General features: G+C 44.4%; 6 protein-coding genes. 3 read left to right on the top strand and 3 right to left on the bottom strand.

Annotation, left to right across the window (positions count from 1 at the left end; genetic code table 11):
* Positions 1 to 165: 165 nt before the first annotated feature.
* Genes rtxA through ACGF63_RS10055 form a run of 3 tightly spaced genes read right to left on the bottom strand, consistent with a single transcriptional unit; the run spans position 166 to position 13,034 of the window.
* Positions 166 to 12,171: an MARTX multifunctional-autoprocessing repeats-in-toxin holotoxin RtxA gene (gene rtxA / locus ACGF63_RS10065; protein ID WP_387630455.1), complete on the bottom strand. Its 12,006-nt coding sequence runs from the start codon at positions 12,169 to 12,171 to the stop codon at positions 166 to 168.
* Between the two features lie 29 nt (positions 12,172 to 12,200).
* Positions 12,201 to 12,662 carry an RTX toxin-activating lysine-acyltransferase RtxC gene (gene rtxC, locus ACGF63_RS10060; RefSeq protein ID WP_036850547.1) on the bottom strand — a complete coding sequence of 154 codons (462 nt, stop codon included), beginning with the start codon at positions 12,660 to 12,662 and terminating at the stop codon, positions 12,201 to 12,203.
* Between the two features lie 21 nt (positions 12,663 to 12,683).
* Positions 12,684 to 13,034 (bottom strand): hypothetical protein, encoded by a 351-nt coding sequence (locus ACGF63_RS10055; protein ID WP_036850544.1) that lies wholly within the window; start codon positions 13,032 to 13,034, stop codon positions 12,684 to 12,686.
* Positions 13,035 to 13,380: 346 nt separating this feature from the next.
* On the opposite strand from ACGF63_RS10055, the gene ACGF63_RS10050 reads away from it, so the two are divergent.
* The 3 genes from ACGF63_RS10050 to ACGF63_RS10040 are packed head-to-tail and all read left to right on the top strand — an operon-like array spanning position 13,381 to position 18,981.
* Positions 13,381 to 15,486, top strand: coding sequence for a peptidase domain-containing ABC transporter (locus tag ACGF63_RS10050; RefSeq protein ID WP_036850541.1), 2,106 nt, complete (start codon positions 13,381 to 13,383; stop codon positions 15,484 to 15,486).
* A complete protein-coding gene (locus tag ACGF63_RS10045; RefSeq protein WP_387630450.1) occupies positions 15,479 to 16,834 on the top strand; it encodes an HlyD family type I secretion periplasmic adaptor subunit in 1,356 nt (451 codons plus the stop codon). Before ACGF63_RS10050 ends, ACGF63_RS10045 begins: the two co-directional genes overlap by 8 nt.
* A gap of 2 nt (positions 16,835 to 16,836) precedes the next feature.
* The gene (locus ACGF63_RS10040; protein ID WP_387630447.1) at positions 16,837 to 18,981 is read left to right on the top strand and encodes a type I secretion system permease/ATPase; all 2,145 of its coding nucleotides are present in this window, start codon (positions 16,837 to 16,839) and stop codon (positions 18,979 to 18,981) included.
* Positions 18,982 to 19,095: the final 114 nt, after the last annotated feature.

The raw sequence follows: 19,095 nt of genomic DNA, 5'->3' as shown, positions 1-19,095 counted from the left end.
TAGTCAAAAAACAATAATAACGAATAGAATTAATTAATAAAAATAACGATTGGTCAGTGAGCAATCTACAATATAATCGGCATTCGTATTCAGCAGTAAAATAATGGCTTACCGATTCTGTGAGTCATTCTTATTACTCATTTTACTTTTATTATCGAAAATTAATTACGCAAATTTCGCCTTGCCAATAGTGGTATCTGTCCACGCCGTTGTAATAGCAATTTTGGCTTTACTGTCCAAATTCTCAATAAAACCATTATCACCCACGGTAGGTGTAAAACTACTCATTGCCTGGATCAAGGAATCAACCGCGTTATCTGAAAGCGCAGTAAATTCACGCTCTCCCGATGCGTTCTTATCACTCATCTGAGCCACCAATTTGGCACGATTGCCATTAAAGTAATTATTAAGGGTGACTGAACCTACTGATTCAAATATGCCCTGAGCAGTTTTATCTTGAGTATGACGGTTCACTGATAACACCAAATCGTATCCGCTGCGTTGGAACCACAAGTTTTGCCAGTGAATATCGTTAAAAACGATCATATCTTCTGCATTGATATCATTAACCCGATTATCAATCACATCTCCGCTGACGACAAAACTGTCTACGCCTGTACCGCCTTTGAATTCGTTCTGATAACCACCCAATACCAGCAGATCCTGACCATCACCGCCATCAAACTGGCTGAACTTCGAAATGGTTTCCGCTATCAGATGGTCATCGCCTTCTCCACCATTGATAACCGTATGGTAGCCCATCAGCTTAATGCTATCGTTGCCTGAATTACCGTCGATCCGATTGTCATTACCAAACACTCTGGCAAAATCATTCCCTTCACCCAACTCAACCCGGTTGTTATTGCCGATGGTCACGGCATAATCCTGATCTTCCCCAGTATCCACCCGGTTGTAGTTGCCGGAAGTCACAACGTAGTCCCGGCCTTTACCAGTATCAATAAAGCCACCTTCGCCAAAGACAAATGTCTGGTCATTCCCCTCACCCATAAAGACGTGGTTAATGCGTCCGGCCACCACCGCGGTGTCGTCACCATCACCACCAAACATCCAGTTTTCACGTCCCATCAGGACACCCAAATCATTACCTTCACCGCCCGTAAAGATGTTAGATGTGCCAATTGAGTAATAAACGTCATCACCGCGGCCTCCCCAGAAGTTGTTGTTGTCTCCCAGATAAGCGCCAAGATCTTTACCGTCACCGCCCCAGTTGAAGTTGTAGTTACCTAATGATATGTGGATATCACCATCCCCTTGCAGATGACCACTATTACGCAGGAAATCGAATGTTTTCTCCTGCATATTGAGCAAATCAGCCGTCAGATTCTCTTTTAGATTGGTCACTAGCGACTTCATCTCTTCTTGCTTGTCTTTGCTAAATATCGTCGCAAACACGTTAGGCAGATTCAGTGAATTAAAGCCAAATGCACGCTCTGGTTTGGTGTTGCCAGTAGCCAAAATGCCGGTTTGATCATTTTCAGTATTAGCTACCGAAACCTGACCTTCTTGACTTTCATCAACAGTTTTCTCTTTCAAACCATGACCTTCCGCAAATGATCTGATCCCATCCTTACCCATGTTGAGATGAGATTTCAGACTGTCGAGCAGTTTATCAGGATCAGTGAAGGCTTGCAGTTGTTCACCACTGAATTTCCCAATGACTTCAATCATCTCTTTCAGAATAGCCACGCCATCCACAGGCTCGCCTGTGCGGGAAACAATCCGGCCATCCGCGGTGTAATCCACACCAAAGATATCGGCTAAAGTGGTATCTGCTCCCACTCCCGCTAATCGACCAAGTAGTTTGTTTTTAAGCTGACGAGGCAGATCCTGCGGATTATAGGTAAAAGGTGTCTGTGCCAAACCCGTCGTTGAGTATTGTTGCGTCATTAAGCCAAACAACGAACCCAGATTAATATCCAGAATCGACTGAATATTGTCACCGAACACAAAGTTCCAGTTCCCGGTCGTAACCTGAATATCTGCCCCTTTACCACCTACCGCAAAGTTAAAAGCCAGTTTCTCATTGGCCTGACGCAATTTATCCGCACGGCTCATTTTACCCATATCGGCGCTATTACCATGACGACTTAGCCACTGGTTAAATTTCTTATTCAGGGCCGCTTCAGTATCACTTTTCAGGCCACGGCTGCTACGTTCATACTGAGAATCCAGCTCAACCAGTGTCTTATAATCCACACTGCTGGTTTGATCTAAGCCAGACATATCCCGAACAAATTTCTTTGCGCCGGCGATTGTCCATTGCTGATCTTGTGCCGCTAGCCAATCCTGCTCTTCACCAGAATAAGCAATGCCTTGTAATACGCCAGAAATACGTGCCGCGCCATCAAATGGATTAACCAATGGTGGCGTTGGGAGGGATTTATCCATCATCACAATTAGGTCATTACTGCGTCCTTGGTTAAAACTGACGTTACGATTACCAATAAACATTTGCGCTCCCTCAAGCGCCTGATAACCCGCAATATCGACGCTGTGTTTACTATCACCATTGCCGATGTGCACCATCACATTATTATCCCCGAAGGCCAATGATTTAAAGCCACCCGTCCCTACTTTGATACCAATGTTCGATGTTCCCCAATTGAGCGCAGTAAATTCACCCTTCCCCACATCCACCTGAATATTACCAGAGTAACTTAGCGGGTTATTCGATATATGATTTGAGTCAACTTCAATTTTATTTTTGCGCTCCTCTGGTGCCGTGAAAATATCTGCATTATCCACAATCGCACCTTTAGCTGGCGTATCTACATCCGCTATACCGACACGAGAGAGATTGATGTCGCTTTCAGCAATAGTGCGACGCACCCGCTCTGAATGCGTTTCAAGTTCGCCTCGTTCATTCCAATTCAATACGATTTTGTTATCAATCAGGCTGTTAACCCATTGATTATTTTCATTTCGCGTAAATTTACGGCCAGTGACATCAACGGCAACTTCACTACGACGAGCTGAAACCGCCGTGTGGATATCTTGCTCTTTTAACGCAATGATAAAGTGGCGGGCAAAACCATCTCGTTTGTCATCCTCAATCAGCGAACAGCCCACGAGGCTAATGTGGTCTGGTTTACCCGCCTGACTAAAGTTCTGGGTGAATTGTTTTAGTTTTATTGCCAGCTCATCCGCACGGTAGCCACTCAGACGAGTGTTATTCTGCTCTGATTCGCTACGACCATGCCCCACAAGCTGCCAACGTAATTTGCCTGATAATTTAGCCGGATCACCATAAATAACTCGGTATTGTCCATCAGAATCAAGCTGAACAACCACACTAGAATCCGGGTGTTTACCCGCCAGATTTGCCGCTGCTTTAGTTGCTACAGGGTCATCCTCCATCTGGAAAATGATCTGACCATCAAAACGAGTCTCGCGGCCATCGGTTTGTGGTGTCACCGCCACTGTTTGCCAGAGATTAACAGGTTTGTGAACTAACTCTGCCGCTGATGTTGCTTGCAAGCTATTAAGCAAAGGATCTCGCACCCCATCCTTGGTAATAAGTTTATTCAGTAATGGAGTGCCATCACTCTCCATGACGACCGTTTCCAATGCCTTATTTTTGCCCGATAACGCGGCTAACTCTTCCACGGGAGAGTGGCTTTGTTTTTTCGCTATTACTTCAAGCTGAGCTTCTTGAAGCACCTGAGCATAATTAAACAACTCAGTTGGCGTCCAGGTACCAAACTTTGGCAGCCACTTATGACCGACAAGTTTCTCTGCCCCCCCTGCTTTTAATACTCTGGCAATGATGCTTGAACAGTTATTCGTCAGCAATTGATAATGTTCATTAGGATCGCTGCTGATTTTATTCCATTCCGCCTGCATTGCCGCCACATCCAGACCTTCAAGGTTAATGCGGAATACGCGCCCTTGATCGGCTTCGCTGATTTTAAAGTCCCGAATATTCTTCAACTCTCGATCTTTAAATTCACGAATGACGTTAGCAACACGTTTTTCTGCCAGTTGAGGGTCTTGTACATTTTTATCGGCTTGATATCGCAGTTCTTCCGCAAAAAGTCTGCCAACATCTGCCATCTCATATTGGCGATCATTCCACATTTCAACAAATGGCTGGTATATCTGCTCAGGAATACCGGCTGATTGCAGCAACGCAGGATTTTCCAATGCCATCATAGCAAAGCCTTCAGTAACATCTTTGAAGGTGATATCTACCCCTTGTGCGAATTGCAGCTTTTCAATGAAACGTTGTAATTTACGATCACCATCTTCCAGACCAAACTTATCATGCTCTTCGAAGGCGACATCTGCTTCAAGCGTTCTATGGTTCAACGAAGGCCACCAACTGACATAATTTTTCTCATTGATAGCGCCTGCATCGTCCGCATTAATATGCGCTCGTCCCTGACCAATTTGCATGGCGACGTGCCCTAACTGGCTATGATCGCTTGGTTTCCAAACAAACAGTGTGGCACTTATTGGAGATAAATGCTGTTCAATCGCCTGATGGATCTTTCTTAAACCAGAGACATCAATACCTTTACCATCGTTCGATAAATCGCTGGCTTTCAGATTCGAGAAGACGGCATCTGAAACATCTTGACCATATTCTTTAATAACCGTTGCTTTGACTTGCTCAACCGCTTTATCAAAATTTTCCGCTTTCTGGTTAATATGAGTATTTGCCTTACCCCGAGTGACAAAATCGCCATTTTCATCAACATAAAAGTGTTTTGAATCCTTAAGATTGGCACTGCCAAGCTTATCATACAGACTACTGAAATCGCCTTGTTCTGGGATTCTCACAGTGGATTCAGCAAGCACCATCGACTCTTCAAAGCGCGTGTCAATTTGAGACAACAAGTCCTTCATTGCGGGTACACGACCTGAGTCAGGATGACCTAAGAGATAACCTTCAACCTGTTGGCGCAAATCGGATAATTTTCCAATCACATCCAATTCATCGTCTTTTCTTCCTTGTCGGGCATTCTGATAACTCTCTAATGCATCAATTACTTTTTGGTAACTGTCACCACGAGTTTTACCTGCAACAGATGCGACTGCCTGGAACTCACTCACCGACATCAATTTTGGCACGGGTTTCCAGATGCCATTCACTTTCTCAGTAAGAATTCGGGTGTGTCCTTGATGATGAGATATAATCCGATCTTCAATGAAATATAACTCATCAGGTAACTGTGCATAATTGTCATAATTAGCCAGAATAAAACGTTCAACTGCTTTAAGCAGATTATTACTGGTCGTATTTTTTACAATAATTCGCTTAAATTCATTGCCATTACCTGGCCACGCACGCACCTCAAATCCTTCATCACTCTTTTGCACTAATAAGTTACGTTCTGTACGTAATCCATAAAACGGCAATGCCTGATTTAGCATAGTGTCGATAGCACTGAGCTTAATATCGAGCTCAACAACGGTATCGGCTTTATAACCACCGGGGTTAACCGCCAGCCGTTTTTTCTGCTCTTCAATAGTCAACGCATCAAAGCGCGTCTGCACAGTAATACCCGGTTTGGTTAAGTTGCGGCCAATAGATTCTATAGGCCGCCCTGCATATTCACTTGCCGGCTTATCTAGCAATCGAATTTCACCCACTAATCCTTCACGTTGCAATTTACGCAATACAGGTAATTCAACATTCCAGAAATAGTTACCAAGACGTAAGCCGCCTTCAGAGATCAGATAAACATCACCACGTGATCCTGCGGCATAGATGGAACTCCAGAAACCGGTGTTGCTATATGCAGCAGCATTAATTGCCGATCTTAACGCTTTATGTTCATTATTTTCAGGATCGGCAAGGTACATAATTCCCCAGCGCATGAGTTGCTTATTAAGTTGAATCGCAAAGGCGTTTCCTTGCACATCAACATCGTAAACAATTTTTTTACCATCCGGTTGTGCTGCCTCAAGAACATCTCTATGTCTTCTAAAACTCTTCCCGGACCAGAATGAAACAATACTCTTATCATCGCGGACAGGTTCAAAGCTATAGCCATAGCGATCCAGTTTTACAATAAACTCAACGCGTTTATCCCAGTCATAATCCAGCGTCGCGTCAACAAACAGTTTCGCTAAAGATGCAGCTTCATCCTCCGGTACTTTCTCCGATACTTTGTTTTTGGTGTTAGTGTTGGCATTCCGAATATACTTTTCAACAAAAGTCACCATCCGCAGCCTGGTTTTATCGGAAATATCTGCACTAACGCGCTTAAATCCAGGAACAGGAATATATTCGTCCCGCGTATCAACATTACCATTATCAAGCCAACGGTAAATGTGGGCGATTTTTTGTGCCCGACTTAGTACAGAAGAATCGATCGCCCTCTTTTTGCTTCCACCTAATCCTTCCAGATTAATACCCGAAATTATCGGCGCTTTTCTGATGAGTTCACGCGTCTGATGTGAAGGCGGTACCACAATGCGGTCAGATTGTGTTTCAACAGACTGCGGAGTAAGCGAAACACCGGTATTTTTTGCACGCCTTCCCGCGTTGATCTGCAACCGGTTTACGGCTTGTTTAGCACTCGCCAATGCTTGCAGTTCTTCTTCGGTCAGTCCTTGATAATATCTGTTTCTCGCTTCTGGCATCGATTCAGGATCAATATGGCTGCCGGTTTCTCCTGCGCCTGTTGACTCGTGGGCTTTTTCTCCTGATAAGCCGCTGCCACTTGCTCTAATGCGATCAGGCCTGGAATCGCTCAGTTTTGCCCCTTTAGCATCAGCTTGGGCCTGAGCCGCTTTACTTTCCGCCGCCACGGTATCACGCTTACCACGACTTTCAGCATCCTGATAGGCTATCTTAGCGTTATCCTTCGCCTTTTCTGCCTGCTGCTGCTGTGAAAGTGCTTCTTCTTTTCTCTGATCTGCTTTGAGTTGCGCATCTACACCATCAAGAATTGCCTTATCACGATTTTGTTTACCTTTTTCCACACCAGCTTCTGATAGCACAACGGCATCTTTTACTTTTTGCTGTGTACCAATCGTATCCCGATGTATATCTGCCAGCCGTTTTTCTAATGTTGGCTTGATGTCATCTAGCTGTTTCTGGACGTCCTCAGAGATTCCACCCGCATAGTCAAGATAATGGCTATCTAACTCACGACTATCATCAGTCTCATCTTTAAGTTCTTTAAATCTGTCAGCGATTACATTCAGCTCTTCAGTCACCGCTTGAGCTTCTTCTTTTATCGCCTCACTCTGTGCTTGCCCATTCTGGTTAAGCGCTTCTTGATCCGTTGCTGCCAATTGAGATTTCGATTTTTCAATCGCAGCCAGTTGCTTATCTTTTTCTTCTTCTAAGAGCCGGCGATCTTTTTCAGCTTTTTCTTTATCGCTTAACGCATTTTTGGCCGCTTGGTCTTGCCTGGCATGTTCAGTCACACTGTTGGTTGGCAATGTACCTATAGATTTTGCAACAACGTTATCCAAGATATAGCCTAACCCATCATCCCGGCCCGTCCCTTTAAATTCGATTCGATTAGTGCCTTCTTGTGCCGTTAATTGCAGTGTCTTATTTTGCCATGCAGCTTCGCCACCAGACGTTGAGAAGATACTTTCGCCGTTCCAGAGCACCGCCATACCCTCTTCTGGAGAAAGACCTGAACGTTTTGCAAAGTCAAAGTTCAGTGAAACAACTTCACCTTCAGACAGATTTTGCAATTCCTGCGAAAGCGTGGTGTTAACATTCACATCAAGTTCACTGACTCGCTTTCCATGACCGGTATTATCAAGCCCGTAGCTACTTGCCGCATTATAGGCTTCAACACCATGAGTTGACTGCCAACCTTGATTACCTTGTTCAAAGTCACCATTGACGATCAGATTTTCGTTCCTCTCTGATACCAATCGATTTTTTCGATTCAACGAGCCTGCTAAGGCGCTTTCTATTGAGTCAATATCAAGCATTTCTACCGCTGTCACAGAACTACTCAGGCGATTGCTTAAATCCGAACCAACTTGATCAATTTCCTCCATCTTAAAACCATCAATGGCAGAAACTTCCACTAAGTTAATTGCACCTCTGCCTTTATGGGTTCCCGATGTGTTAGCTTCATCCCCCTGAACCAGGTAGTTGATCGCCTGACTGCCACCCACACCGAGTACAGTCTGTTTGATATTGTTGAAAAAAGAGTCGAATTTGTTGCTTTCAGTATTACTCGATGCCACAGCCAAGCTGTAAAAATCGCCGTCACCAATCTTAATTGCCACATTATTACGCGCATAAGAGGCATTAACGTATAAGCCATGACCAACCTGAATATTGGCATTACCTTGGCCTTTCATTGCCGCAACATTAAGACCATTGCCAACTTTGGTATTAATATTGTACTTACCCCAAGCCACGTTAACCGAGACACCATCACCCACCTGGGTGTTAATGTTAGCGTCACCATAAGCAGCAGTTACACTTAAGCCATTTCCTACTGTCGTCGTTACATTAGCTTTACCTTTTGCCGCCGTCACCTGCATACCATCACCTACTTTGGTGACGATATTGCCTTCGCTCCACAAGGCATTAAAACTCTCTCCCTTGCCTACCTGAGTGACAATGTTGGCCTTACCTTTGGCAAGTACCACATTACGCCCGTCACCGATTTTAGTGATAACATTGGCTTCGCCCCAAGCGCCGGTGTAATCATCATCGTTACCGACATGGGTAATCATGTTGGCATCACCTTGAACCACGGTGACTTCTTGCCCATCACCCACTTTGGTAATGATGTTCGCTTTACCTTTCGCGAAGTTGTAACGGTCGCCATTTCCCACTTGGGTTAGGATATTCGCCTCACCCCAAGCCGCATTCACCCCGGTGCCATCTCCAATTTTGGTAATAAGATTGGCTTTACCTTTGGCAAAACCCACCGTCGTGCCATCTCCAACATGTGTCATCACGTTACCCACATCGGAAATAAGCAGGCCGACTGTGGTACCGTCTCCCTCTTTGGTCAGAATATTGCCTTTGCCAAACAGGATACCTGCGGTTGTCGCGTCGCCGATATGCGTAATGACGTTCGCTTTCGCCACCGCAACAACTCCCATGAAATCATCACCCACTTTGGTAACAATATTGGCTTCACCCAATGCTAATACGCCAGTTAAGCCATTGCCGACATGAGTCATGATATTGGCTTTACCAAACATGGCCGCCAGCGTTGTACCCTCGCCTACTTTAGTCATGACATTCAGCTCACCGGCAAATAAGCCAATACTGGTACCACCACCCACATGCGAGTAGATATTGGCTTTACCCACCATTAAAGCCGCCGTCAGATCGTCACCAACCTTGGTCAACACATTGGCACCACCGATCATGGCAGCAAAGGTATTGCCATCCCCTACATGGGTAAAGATATTGGCTTTGCCGATCATCGCCGCCAGGGTCATGCCATTACCCACTTTAGTTGCTATATTGCCTTTTGCCAGCATCAGGGCAACACTGGTGCCATCCCCAATATGAGTAAACACATTGCCTGCGGCTACCATCAATGCCAGCCCATTACCGTCACCCACTTTAGTAAAGACGTTTACTGCGCCGCCCATTAACGCCCAGGCATCCCCTTTGCCGACATGGGTAAACAGGTTGCCTGCGCCAATCATGGCCGCAATCGATGTACCATCCCCAACTTTAGTGAAGATATTTCCTGCCGCTGCCATCACGCCCAATGTCAAACCGTCACCAACATGGGTTAACACGTTGCCCATGCCGAACATGATGCCAGTCGTGTCACCATGTCCGACTTTGGTCAGAATATTGGCACCACCCAACATCACGCCAGTTGTGTTACCGTCACCAATATGCACGAGGACGTTTGCACCACCGCCCATGACAGCCTGTGCATTACCTTTCCCTTTTTTGGTGAGAATATTGGCACCACCCAACGCAATTGCGGTGGTATTTGAGGTTTCAGTTTCATCACTGATATGCGTGATAATGTTAGCGCCCCCGAACATACCCGAAACCAGATCTCCGGTACCAAGCTTAGTTAGTACATTGGCACCACCTAAAAGTACTGAGGAGATAGCCCCTTTTCCTGCTTGGGTGATAACGTTAAAGCCACCAGCCCCGAACCAGTTCGCGCTGCCATCACCTATTTGGGTATGCGTGTTGTATCCGCCCAACATTAGCACCCGGCTGTCACCGTTGCCTTTGTGGATTGAGATATTGCCATAGGCCAGAAGATGAGCCAGGTATCGTCCATCCCCAACCCGCACGAGAACATTTACGGCACCACCCGCGTAAACCTCCATTTTCCCGCTCTGACCTTGGTGAACGAGGACATTGGCTAAACCCGCACCACGGAATGTCAGATCGCCCTTTTCACCACTTTTTACAATGACATTGGCTGCACCCGCACCATCAAAATTCGTATCACCGAATTTTGAGCCATGCAAAATGACGTTTGCCACCCCTGCGCCTTTAAAATTAACATTTCCCTGCGTGACATTAGATTTAATAACGTTTCCACCACCCGCGCCGTTAAAATTAATGTAACCACTGCTTGTGAATGACTCTACCAAGTCTTTCTGACTATATTCTTCGCTATGGACTAATCGATGGGAAATACGGCGCACTGTATTGGCGCTATATTGAAGCTGGCTTAACGTGTAGCCGTGGCCAATAGAGGTATATCCATTATCATAGGAAAACTGTTCATTGGCCAAATTACCCGTATGATCGCCTGTTTTGTACCATGTTGTTGCTTTGTATTTCAGTTGCCCGGTATCAAAATCATTTTTCAACTGAACTTCAACCACTTTGGTATATGGCCCCATCACTTTGGCATACACATAAGTATTGGATCGACGGTTCGATTTGACTGCAAAAACATCAACTTTGCTACCATCAGAAGAGATCGCATATCCCCCCATTTTGGCATCACCTAACGAGATATCCTCTACTTTAACCACAATGCCACCCGCATAGGTTACCCACTGATCTATCAATAGGTTTTCCTCAACAGCATGAATCTTGACGGGTTGCTGATGCTCAAAGAGCAAACTGGAGAGACGGTAAGCGCCATTAGTGTTTACAGCGGTAAATCCATTGCCTGACGAAATATCTTTCGCCGCAAGATTTTCAAGGTGATTGCCTGCTTTATACCAAGAAGTAGCGTGATAACCGAGCCTACCGGTTGTGGGATTATTTTGCAGCCGAACTTTACTGATCTTAGTGTACATTTTGTCAGCAAACGCAAAAAGATAGGTATCCGGTTCGATAGTTGATTTAATTCCTGTGACTTGCCTAGATTCCTGGATCCAGCTTCCTCCCATCGTTGCCGTCGTCAATACTATCTCTTCAGATTTAGCAAATTCCAGTGTCTCACCATAGAAATCTCTATTCGTGCCTACTCTGGTGATTTCATTGTAAGCACCGGCACCGGAGAGATTAATATTGCCATGTGCGACATCAGAATAGAGTTTGTTATAACCCCCTACACCTTCAAAAGTAATATCACCACGCGTCTGTTCATACCCATCTCTATTTTGGCGTATACGCTCAATTCGATTCGATGCCCCAGCACCACGTAAAATAATGTTACCTTCTTTACCTTTAAGTACGATGTGATTATCAGCACCGGCCCCGTTGAATGTAATGTTACCGCTTTCTACTCGTGAGCTAATGCTGTTTGCAGCGCCTGCGCCATTAAAAGTCACATTTCCCCGTGATCCTTGATAACGGTCAAACCAGGTGCGGTCAATGTGATTAACAGCCCCCGCGCCGGCAAAATATAAATCTCCTCGGTTAGTTTCATGCCATAACTTATTGTATCCTCCGGCTCCTTTAAAATTTGTATCGCCAGACAAACCTTTACGAACTAGTTTGTTATAGCCAGCAGCGCCCGAATAATTTAAATTTCCCGTATCACCTGTATGATTAATAAAAGCCGCACCGGCTGCCCCCGCAAACGACAGACCGCCATTTCCCGTTTTACTAATGCCGGTGTAGCCTGAAGCTCCCTTTACTGAAAGGTCACCATCTGTATGGTATACATCGACTTTAAATGAACCAACAGTAACATCATCATTTCCGCCATAAGCATAAACTTCACCACCAACACCAATAGCAGTAATATCATTACCATCATTATCGTCGTAGTATTTCCCCGTAAAGAAGTACTCTGTACTTCTATTAGATGATTTCCCCATTAGAAAGCCTTTAAATAATAATATAAAAATTAAACAAAGAACCACTGCACCTGACGAACACAGCGGTTGTTTTGCACATCAAGTTTCCCGCGGACAGTACAAGCTTTCTGGCCTTTCCACGGTAAAAAAACACGACGGCGTAAATCCCTGGCAACTTCGCGGCCGTGTCCAAAAGGCGCAATCATTTCGGGAAAAAAGATATGTGAACCTGAGCGCCAGTCCGTGTGGGTAATCTCTCTTTTTCCCGAAAGAAGCTCATCTCGATTTTGCTCAGATAAAAAAGCCCAATTACAAAAAGCAATTGGGTGCCCTTGTTCATTTGCATAATAGCAAAACTGATTCAGTTCAAACGCAGGCAAGATACGCTGTTGCCACTCGGACACCAGGTATCTCCGATGCAAAGGAGAATACTGACTCAGCAGTAACACTCCTCCGATCATTGCCTGAATTTCTGCGGTATTCAGTTTCGCTGGTTGATGTACAATCGCCATACGTTACTCAACCGCCAAGGGTTATTTTTCGTTTTTAGATGTGCGTTTCTTCGCATTAGCAGGTTCTTCCGCTATAACTTCTGATGCAGCTTGCTCTTCAGTCAATTGCGGAGCAGGCAGAAACCCGGCGGCAACCAGTTTGTCAAATTCCGCTGCCATACGCGGATCTTCCAACATATTTTTAACCATCGAAACCATATACATAAATCCCGATGCCGGCATATGAATAACCTGTTTTAATTCAAGTTCATTATCATTCTCCGCCATTATTCCGTTCGCCATCCGATTTGGTTCCTGACCAACAAAATAAAGAGAGAAAATACCTTTGTTATAATTGACGCTAGAGATAGTTTGTACGAATTTTTCAGACATATTTTATTCACCAAAAAACAAACAATTCATTAAAAAGAATGCTAAATACATATAACAACAAAAGCACTAAACTCAAAGAAATCTTGAGCTTATATAACGACAAATGCTGCTAAATGAGTGAGTCAAATGAAATAATATAGTGCAAAAATTCAAAGACAATATTCATATCCAAAAAAGTCTCTTTACCCCCCACACATAGTCCTATTTACCCACACCATTACCGACAACAAATATAAGATAATTAAGTGACATCAAATTACAACATAACAAACAGGTAACATAATAATCTGTTTCTATTAATATTTTATGCAAATATTACTTATACAAACTCTAAAGATATTTATTCATGAATGAGATTGAGAAATTAACCCTATCATCGTTAAAATTAATATTGATGATCTGTAATGGAAAAAACAATATCAGTGATATTGATAAATTAAAATACTCTGATTGTTACCACTCTTATATAAGGGCTATCGAGAAAAAATTTAACTTATCTCTTGCAAATAAACACTCTGCAAGAAAGAAATATCATGACATATCATTACCCGCAATCTTGTTTGATAATAATGGCCTACCTTTTATTTTAGCCAAATCGAATAAAGATAATTCACTCATTCAGAAAGTGAATAAAGAAACACCAGAAGTATGGTCAGCAGAAAAACTGATGGCAGAGTGGAGTGGAAAATGGATTAAAGTAAAACAAAAGCAAACTAAATTTGATATTAGTTGGTTTATTCCAGAATTTCTGGCACAAAAGAAAAACCTGGGTGAAGTATTGCTATTTTCTTTTGTGCTACAAATCCTTGCTCTCATTTCACCGTTAGTCATTCAGGTGGTTATGGATAAGGTCTTAATCCATCAGGCGTTATCAACCCTTGATGTATTAGTCTTTGGCTTAATTATCGCCGGTATAATAGAGGTGGTTTTACGTGGATTACGTGAGTACCAATACGCTCACACCGCAAACCGTATCGATATCAAACTGGGGTTAAAGCTGGTACGGCATCTGTTTGGGCTACCTCTACTCTTTTTTAAATCCCGTCAGGTAGGCGCGATTGTTACACGGGTTCGTGAACTGGATACCGTCAGGGAGTTTCTGACCGGTTCAATGTTCACTTTATCCGTCGATGTGCTGTTTATGTTTGTTTTCATCTATGTGATGAGTCTGTTATCCAGCACGCTTACCTGGGTTTTTATCGCAACCATCCCTTTTTATGCCATTCTGGCGTGGTGGCTGACTCCCCGCATGGAGAAGGCCGTTGAAGAACAGTTTACTCATGCAGCGATAAATACTTCTTTTCTAACTGAAACCGTTTCCGGTTCTGAAACCCTTAAAAGTCTGGCGGTAGAACCGAGATTCATTCGCCGCTGGGATAGCCAGACTGAGAAGATGGTCAATACCAGTTATGCAGTACAGCAATTGAGTAATCGCTCAAACCATATTGTCATGCTACTGCAAAAAGTTACCAATGCCGCGATTCTCTGGTTGGGTGCCTCAGAAGTTTTATCACTGCAAATGACCATTGGTCAATTGATCGCCTTCAATATGATGGTCAACCACACGTCCCAGCCATTAGCCAGGCTGGTGGAACTGTGGGGACAATTCATCAGAACACGGGTAGCCGTAGATAAATTAGGCGATATGTTGAATCTACCCACCGAGCAACAATCCGGCCAGCAACAGGTAACGCTGCATGGTTCAGTTTCGTTTAACAACATTGTCTTTCGCTATCAACCTGACATTCCACCAACCATTAAAGGACTGACGCTTGATATAAGAGCCGGAGAAACCATTGGTATTGTAGGTACGTCCGGTTCTGGGAAAAGCACGCTGGCACGTTTATTACTCCGCCTTTATACCCCGGAAACCGGTGCGATCACCTTAGATGGCATTCCATTGCAAAATATAGGCATTGAAACACTCAGGCAGCAAGTCGGTGTGGTTTTGCAAGAAAATTTCTTATTTAACAAAACAGTATATGAAAATATCGCCCAGTCAAAACCCGATGCCGGCCTGGAGTCCGTGATTAAAGTCGCCAAATTGGCCGGGGCGCATGAATTTATTCTCAGGCTGCCAATGGGATATGACACAACCATCGCAGAAGGTGGACAATCCTTATCCGGTGGTCAGCGTCAGCGGCTTGCCATCGCCCGGACTCTCCTGGCTGATCCCAAAATTCTCATCCTTGATGAAGCAACCAGTGCACTTGATGATGAGTCACAATCTCTCATTCAATCAAATATGGCCGAAATTGCCCAAAGCAGAACGGTGATCACTATCGCCCACCGGCTTTCAACCGTGCGTCATTGTGATCGCATCATTGTGCTTAATCAGGGGGAAATTATTGAACAAGGCTCTCACGATCAGCTGCTTAACCATGACAAGCAGTACCGGAAACTCTGGCAGTTACAACAGGAATTAAAACAGGAGGGGCTTTGCCATGATTAAGGCGTTTAAAGATAAACTGAAATCACGGTTGCGCTGTCGCCCACCACACTATGATTTTCTACCAACACATTTAGCGTTGTCACAACGCCCACCTTCACCTTTTGCCCGCTACACTGCGATAACACTCAGTGTCGGTATCATCATAGCCTTGCTCTGGGCCTATCTGAGTAAGTTGGATGTTCAGGCAACCGCTACCGGTCGTCTGATTGTCTCTGGCCGCTCTCAGATAATTCAGGCATATGAACAGAGCCGGGTAACCGCTATCCATGTTCAGAATGGGCAGCAGGTGGAGAAAGACGCCCCTCTTCTGACACTCGATACTCTCGGCGTTAACCAAGATATCACCCGGTTATTCAAGCAGATCGAATATCAAGCCCACGAAAAAATTCGTTATCAGGCTTTGACAGAACAACAGGAACCAACAGAACAGGCACTGTTTCAATCATTACCGGCATCCCAGCAAGCACAAGTGGTTGAAAACTATTCCCGTGAGAAAAGAGAATACGAAGCGGTTGTAACCAATCTGAAAGCAGAGATGAACGTGAATCTCTCTTCCCAACAATCACGAAAAAGCGATATTAATGCGCTCACTAAGCTCCGGCAAAATATCAGCCAGCGTTTAAAAGCACGTCAGACCTTAAGTCAAAAACAAGTGATCAGTAAAGTTGAATATCTTGAACAGGAAAAAGAGTTTCTGGAAACAGAGCGCCTGATTGCCCAACAAAATGCGGAGCTTAATGTTCTGCAATCGCAATATATTAGCCTAGAAGAGCGTTTAAACAGTCTGAAAACACAAAAAGAGCGCGAATGGTTTGATAAAAGAAAACAGGCCGAAGTTCAATTGGTCGTTTTAGAGCAAGAACTTGCAAAAGCTCAGGTACGGGAGCAGCTTGAAGTCATTCGCTCCCCCGTCACAGGCACCGTTCAACAACTCAGTGTGCATACGTTAGGTGCGGTACTTCAACCGGCACAAAACTTGATGGTGATCGTTCCTGATGACAATGTGCAGCTAGCGGAAGTGCAAATTTTAAACAAAGACGCCGGATTTGTTTATTCGGGGCAACAAGTCACCATTAAAGTCGATGCCTTCCCATACACACGTTACGGCACTATCGACGGTGAACTGTTAAGTATATCCAGAGACTCAACCACGGATGAACAATTAGGACTCGTCTTTCCTGCTCAAATTAGTCTCAAACGCAATAGTATTGTCATAGACAATACCCATATCGAAATTACCCCGGGTATGTCCATTGTTGCCGAAATCAAAACTGATCAGCGGCGCGTTATCGATTATCTCCTGAGTCCTATCAGAGAGTATCAATCTGAAGCATTGAGGGAGAAATAATCGTGAACGTATTACCATCTTCTACCATTGATTCCAGTCGCTACATTCATAATCAGGCACTGGATTGCATCGTCTATGTGGGGAAACAATTTCATAAATCAGCCTCTGTCGATCAACTTCAACACAGCCTGGGTTTTGATTCTTTATATCTGAGTGATTTACAACTGCGTGAAGCAGCCAACGCTATCGGGCTGCACAGTAAAATGGCGTGCTTAACTGCCAATACAGCACCGACACTGCCCTTACCGGCATTGATCGAACTGGAACAACAGTGGTGGGTACTTATCGAAGTCGACAATAACAATATTACCGTTCTCGATCCTACGACTAAACAAACGCGGTCACTCGCTTTACCGACTGATGATAAAGAAAGTGCCTATAAAATTCTTTTAATCGCAGATCAGCAATTAACTAAGAAGCATGTCAAATTCGGCTTGAACTGGTTTTATCCCTCAATTTTCCGGCAAAAAAGTCAGATAAGAGATCTGTTTTTGTTTGCCATCGTTCTTCAGCTATTTGCGCTGGTCAGCCCAATACTGTTTGAAAACATTATCGACAAAGTTTTAGTAGGTCGAAGTTTATCCAGCCTGCATGTATTAGGCATAGCTATGCTCGCTATCGCCCTTGCAGAGCCTTTGTATAGCTTTATGCGCAATACTGTATTTGGGCACATGGCAAGCCAGATAAATTCTGAGCTTTCCGGGCGACTGTATCGTCATCTGACAGGATTGCCGCTGCAATATTTTAAACAACGGCAAACAGGGCAGATCATTGCCAGAGTCAGAGAGATGTCTCAAATCCGCCAGTTTCTGACAGGTTCTACCCTGATGCTGCTATTGGATTTAATCTTCGTCATCATGTTCATTGGCATCATGTTTTACTATGCCTGGATACTAACCTGGATTGTTATTGGGTCGCTTTTCGTTTATTTCGTATTCTGGATTATCGCAGGGCCGATTATTCGCCGCAAAGTAGAAGCAGAATATGAAACTGATGCGAATGCAACAAGCTTTCTGACCGAAGCCGTCACAGGGATTGAAACCATCAAAACCACCGCGACTGAAAACCGTTTCTTACATCAGTGGCAACGTATTCTCAGCCAGCAGCTGACTAAAAGCTTCTCGGCACAGAAAAGCGGTTTAATCGCAGGACAGGGAATCGATTTTGTCCAGAAATTTACCGCAGCGATCCTCCTATGGTGGGGAGTGACAGAGGTCTTACGCGGTGAACTGACTCCGGGGCAACTTATCGCCTTCAATATGCTGGCCGGACACGTCACGCAGCCTATCCTCCGGCTCGCACAAGTTTGGCAGGATTTTCAGCATACGTTAATCGCCTTGAAACGCGTGGGGGATATTCTTGATGAGCCAATGGAGAACAATAAACAGGGATTGGCTTCTGTACCTGAGCTGGAAGGCCAGATTGAATTCAAAAATATTCGCTTCCGCTACCATGACGACACGCCGGAAATTCTGGCAAACCTGTCGTTATCAATAAAATCGGGTCAATTTATTGGCATAACCGGACCATCGGGTTCAGGTAAAAGTACGCTCACCCGTTTGCTACAAAGGCTATATGTACCTCAACATGGGCAAGTTCTGATTGATGGCATGGATCTAGCCATTGCCGATCCCGTCTCCTTACGCCGCAATATGAGTGTTGTACTCCAGGAAAGTATCCTGTTTTCCGGCAGCATCACCGATAACATTCGGCTGTGTAAACCCAATGCAACAGATGAAGAAGTCTATCGCGCTGCTGAGTTATCCGGTGCCATTGAATTTATTCAATCCTTCCCCCACGGTTTTGCACATCCGGTTGGGGAAAAAGGGGCAAATCTCTCAGGCGGTCAAAGGCAGAGAATCGCATTAGCAAGAGCGCTCTTGGTCAACCCAACGATTCTGATCCTTGATGAAGCTACCTCAGCATTGGACTATGAATCCGAAGCGGCAATCATGGCAAATATGGATGAAATATGCCGTAACAGAACAGTTATCAGCATTGCTCACAGGCTCAATACAATTCGCCACGCGGATAAAATCTGTATGTTAGATCAGGGGCAAATTGTCGAATTTGGCTCACATGACCAATTGCTCCAGCAAGGCGGCTTATACGCTCACTTGTGGTATCAACAAGTTGGCGAAAACTAAATGTCCCCGCTTAACTCTATAACAAGAATTGAATAAATTTTGACTTAAATTGTATCTAACCTTACTTATTTGTTCAGAAAAATAACTAAATGTAATTAAATTATTTATAATTGT

Origin of the sequence: Photorhabdus sp. RM322S, assembly GCF_042879395.1 — a bacterium.
GTDB lineage: Bacteria > Pseudomonadota > Gammaproteobacteria > Enterobacterales > Enterobacteriaceae > Photorhabdus > Photorhabdus khanii.
The sequence above is the reverse complement of the archived record's forward strand: the minus strand, read 5'-3'. Positions and strand labels throughout refer to the sequence as shown.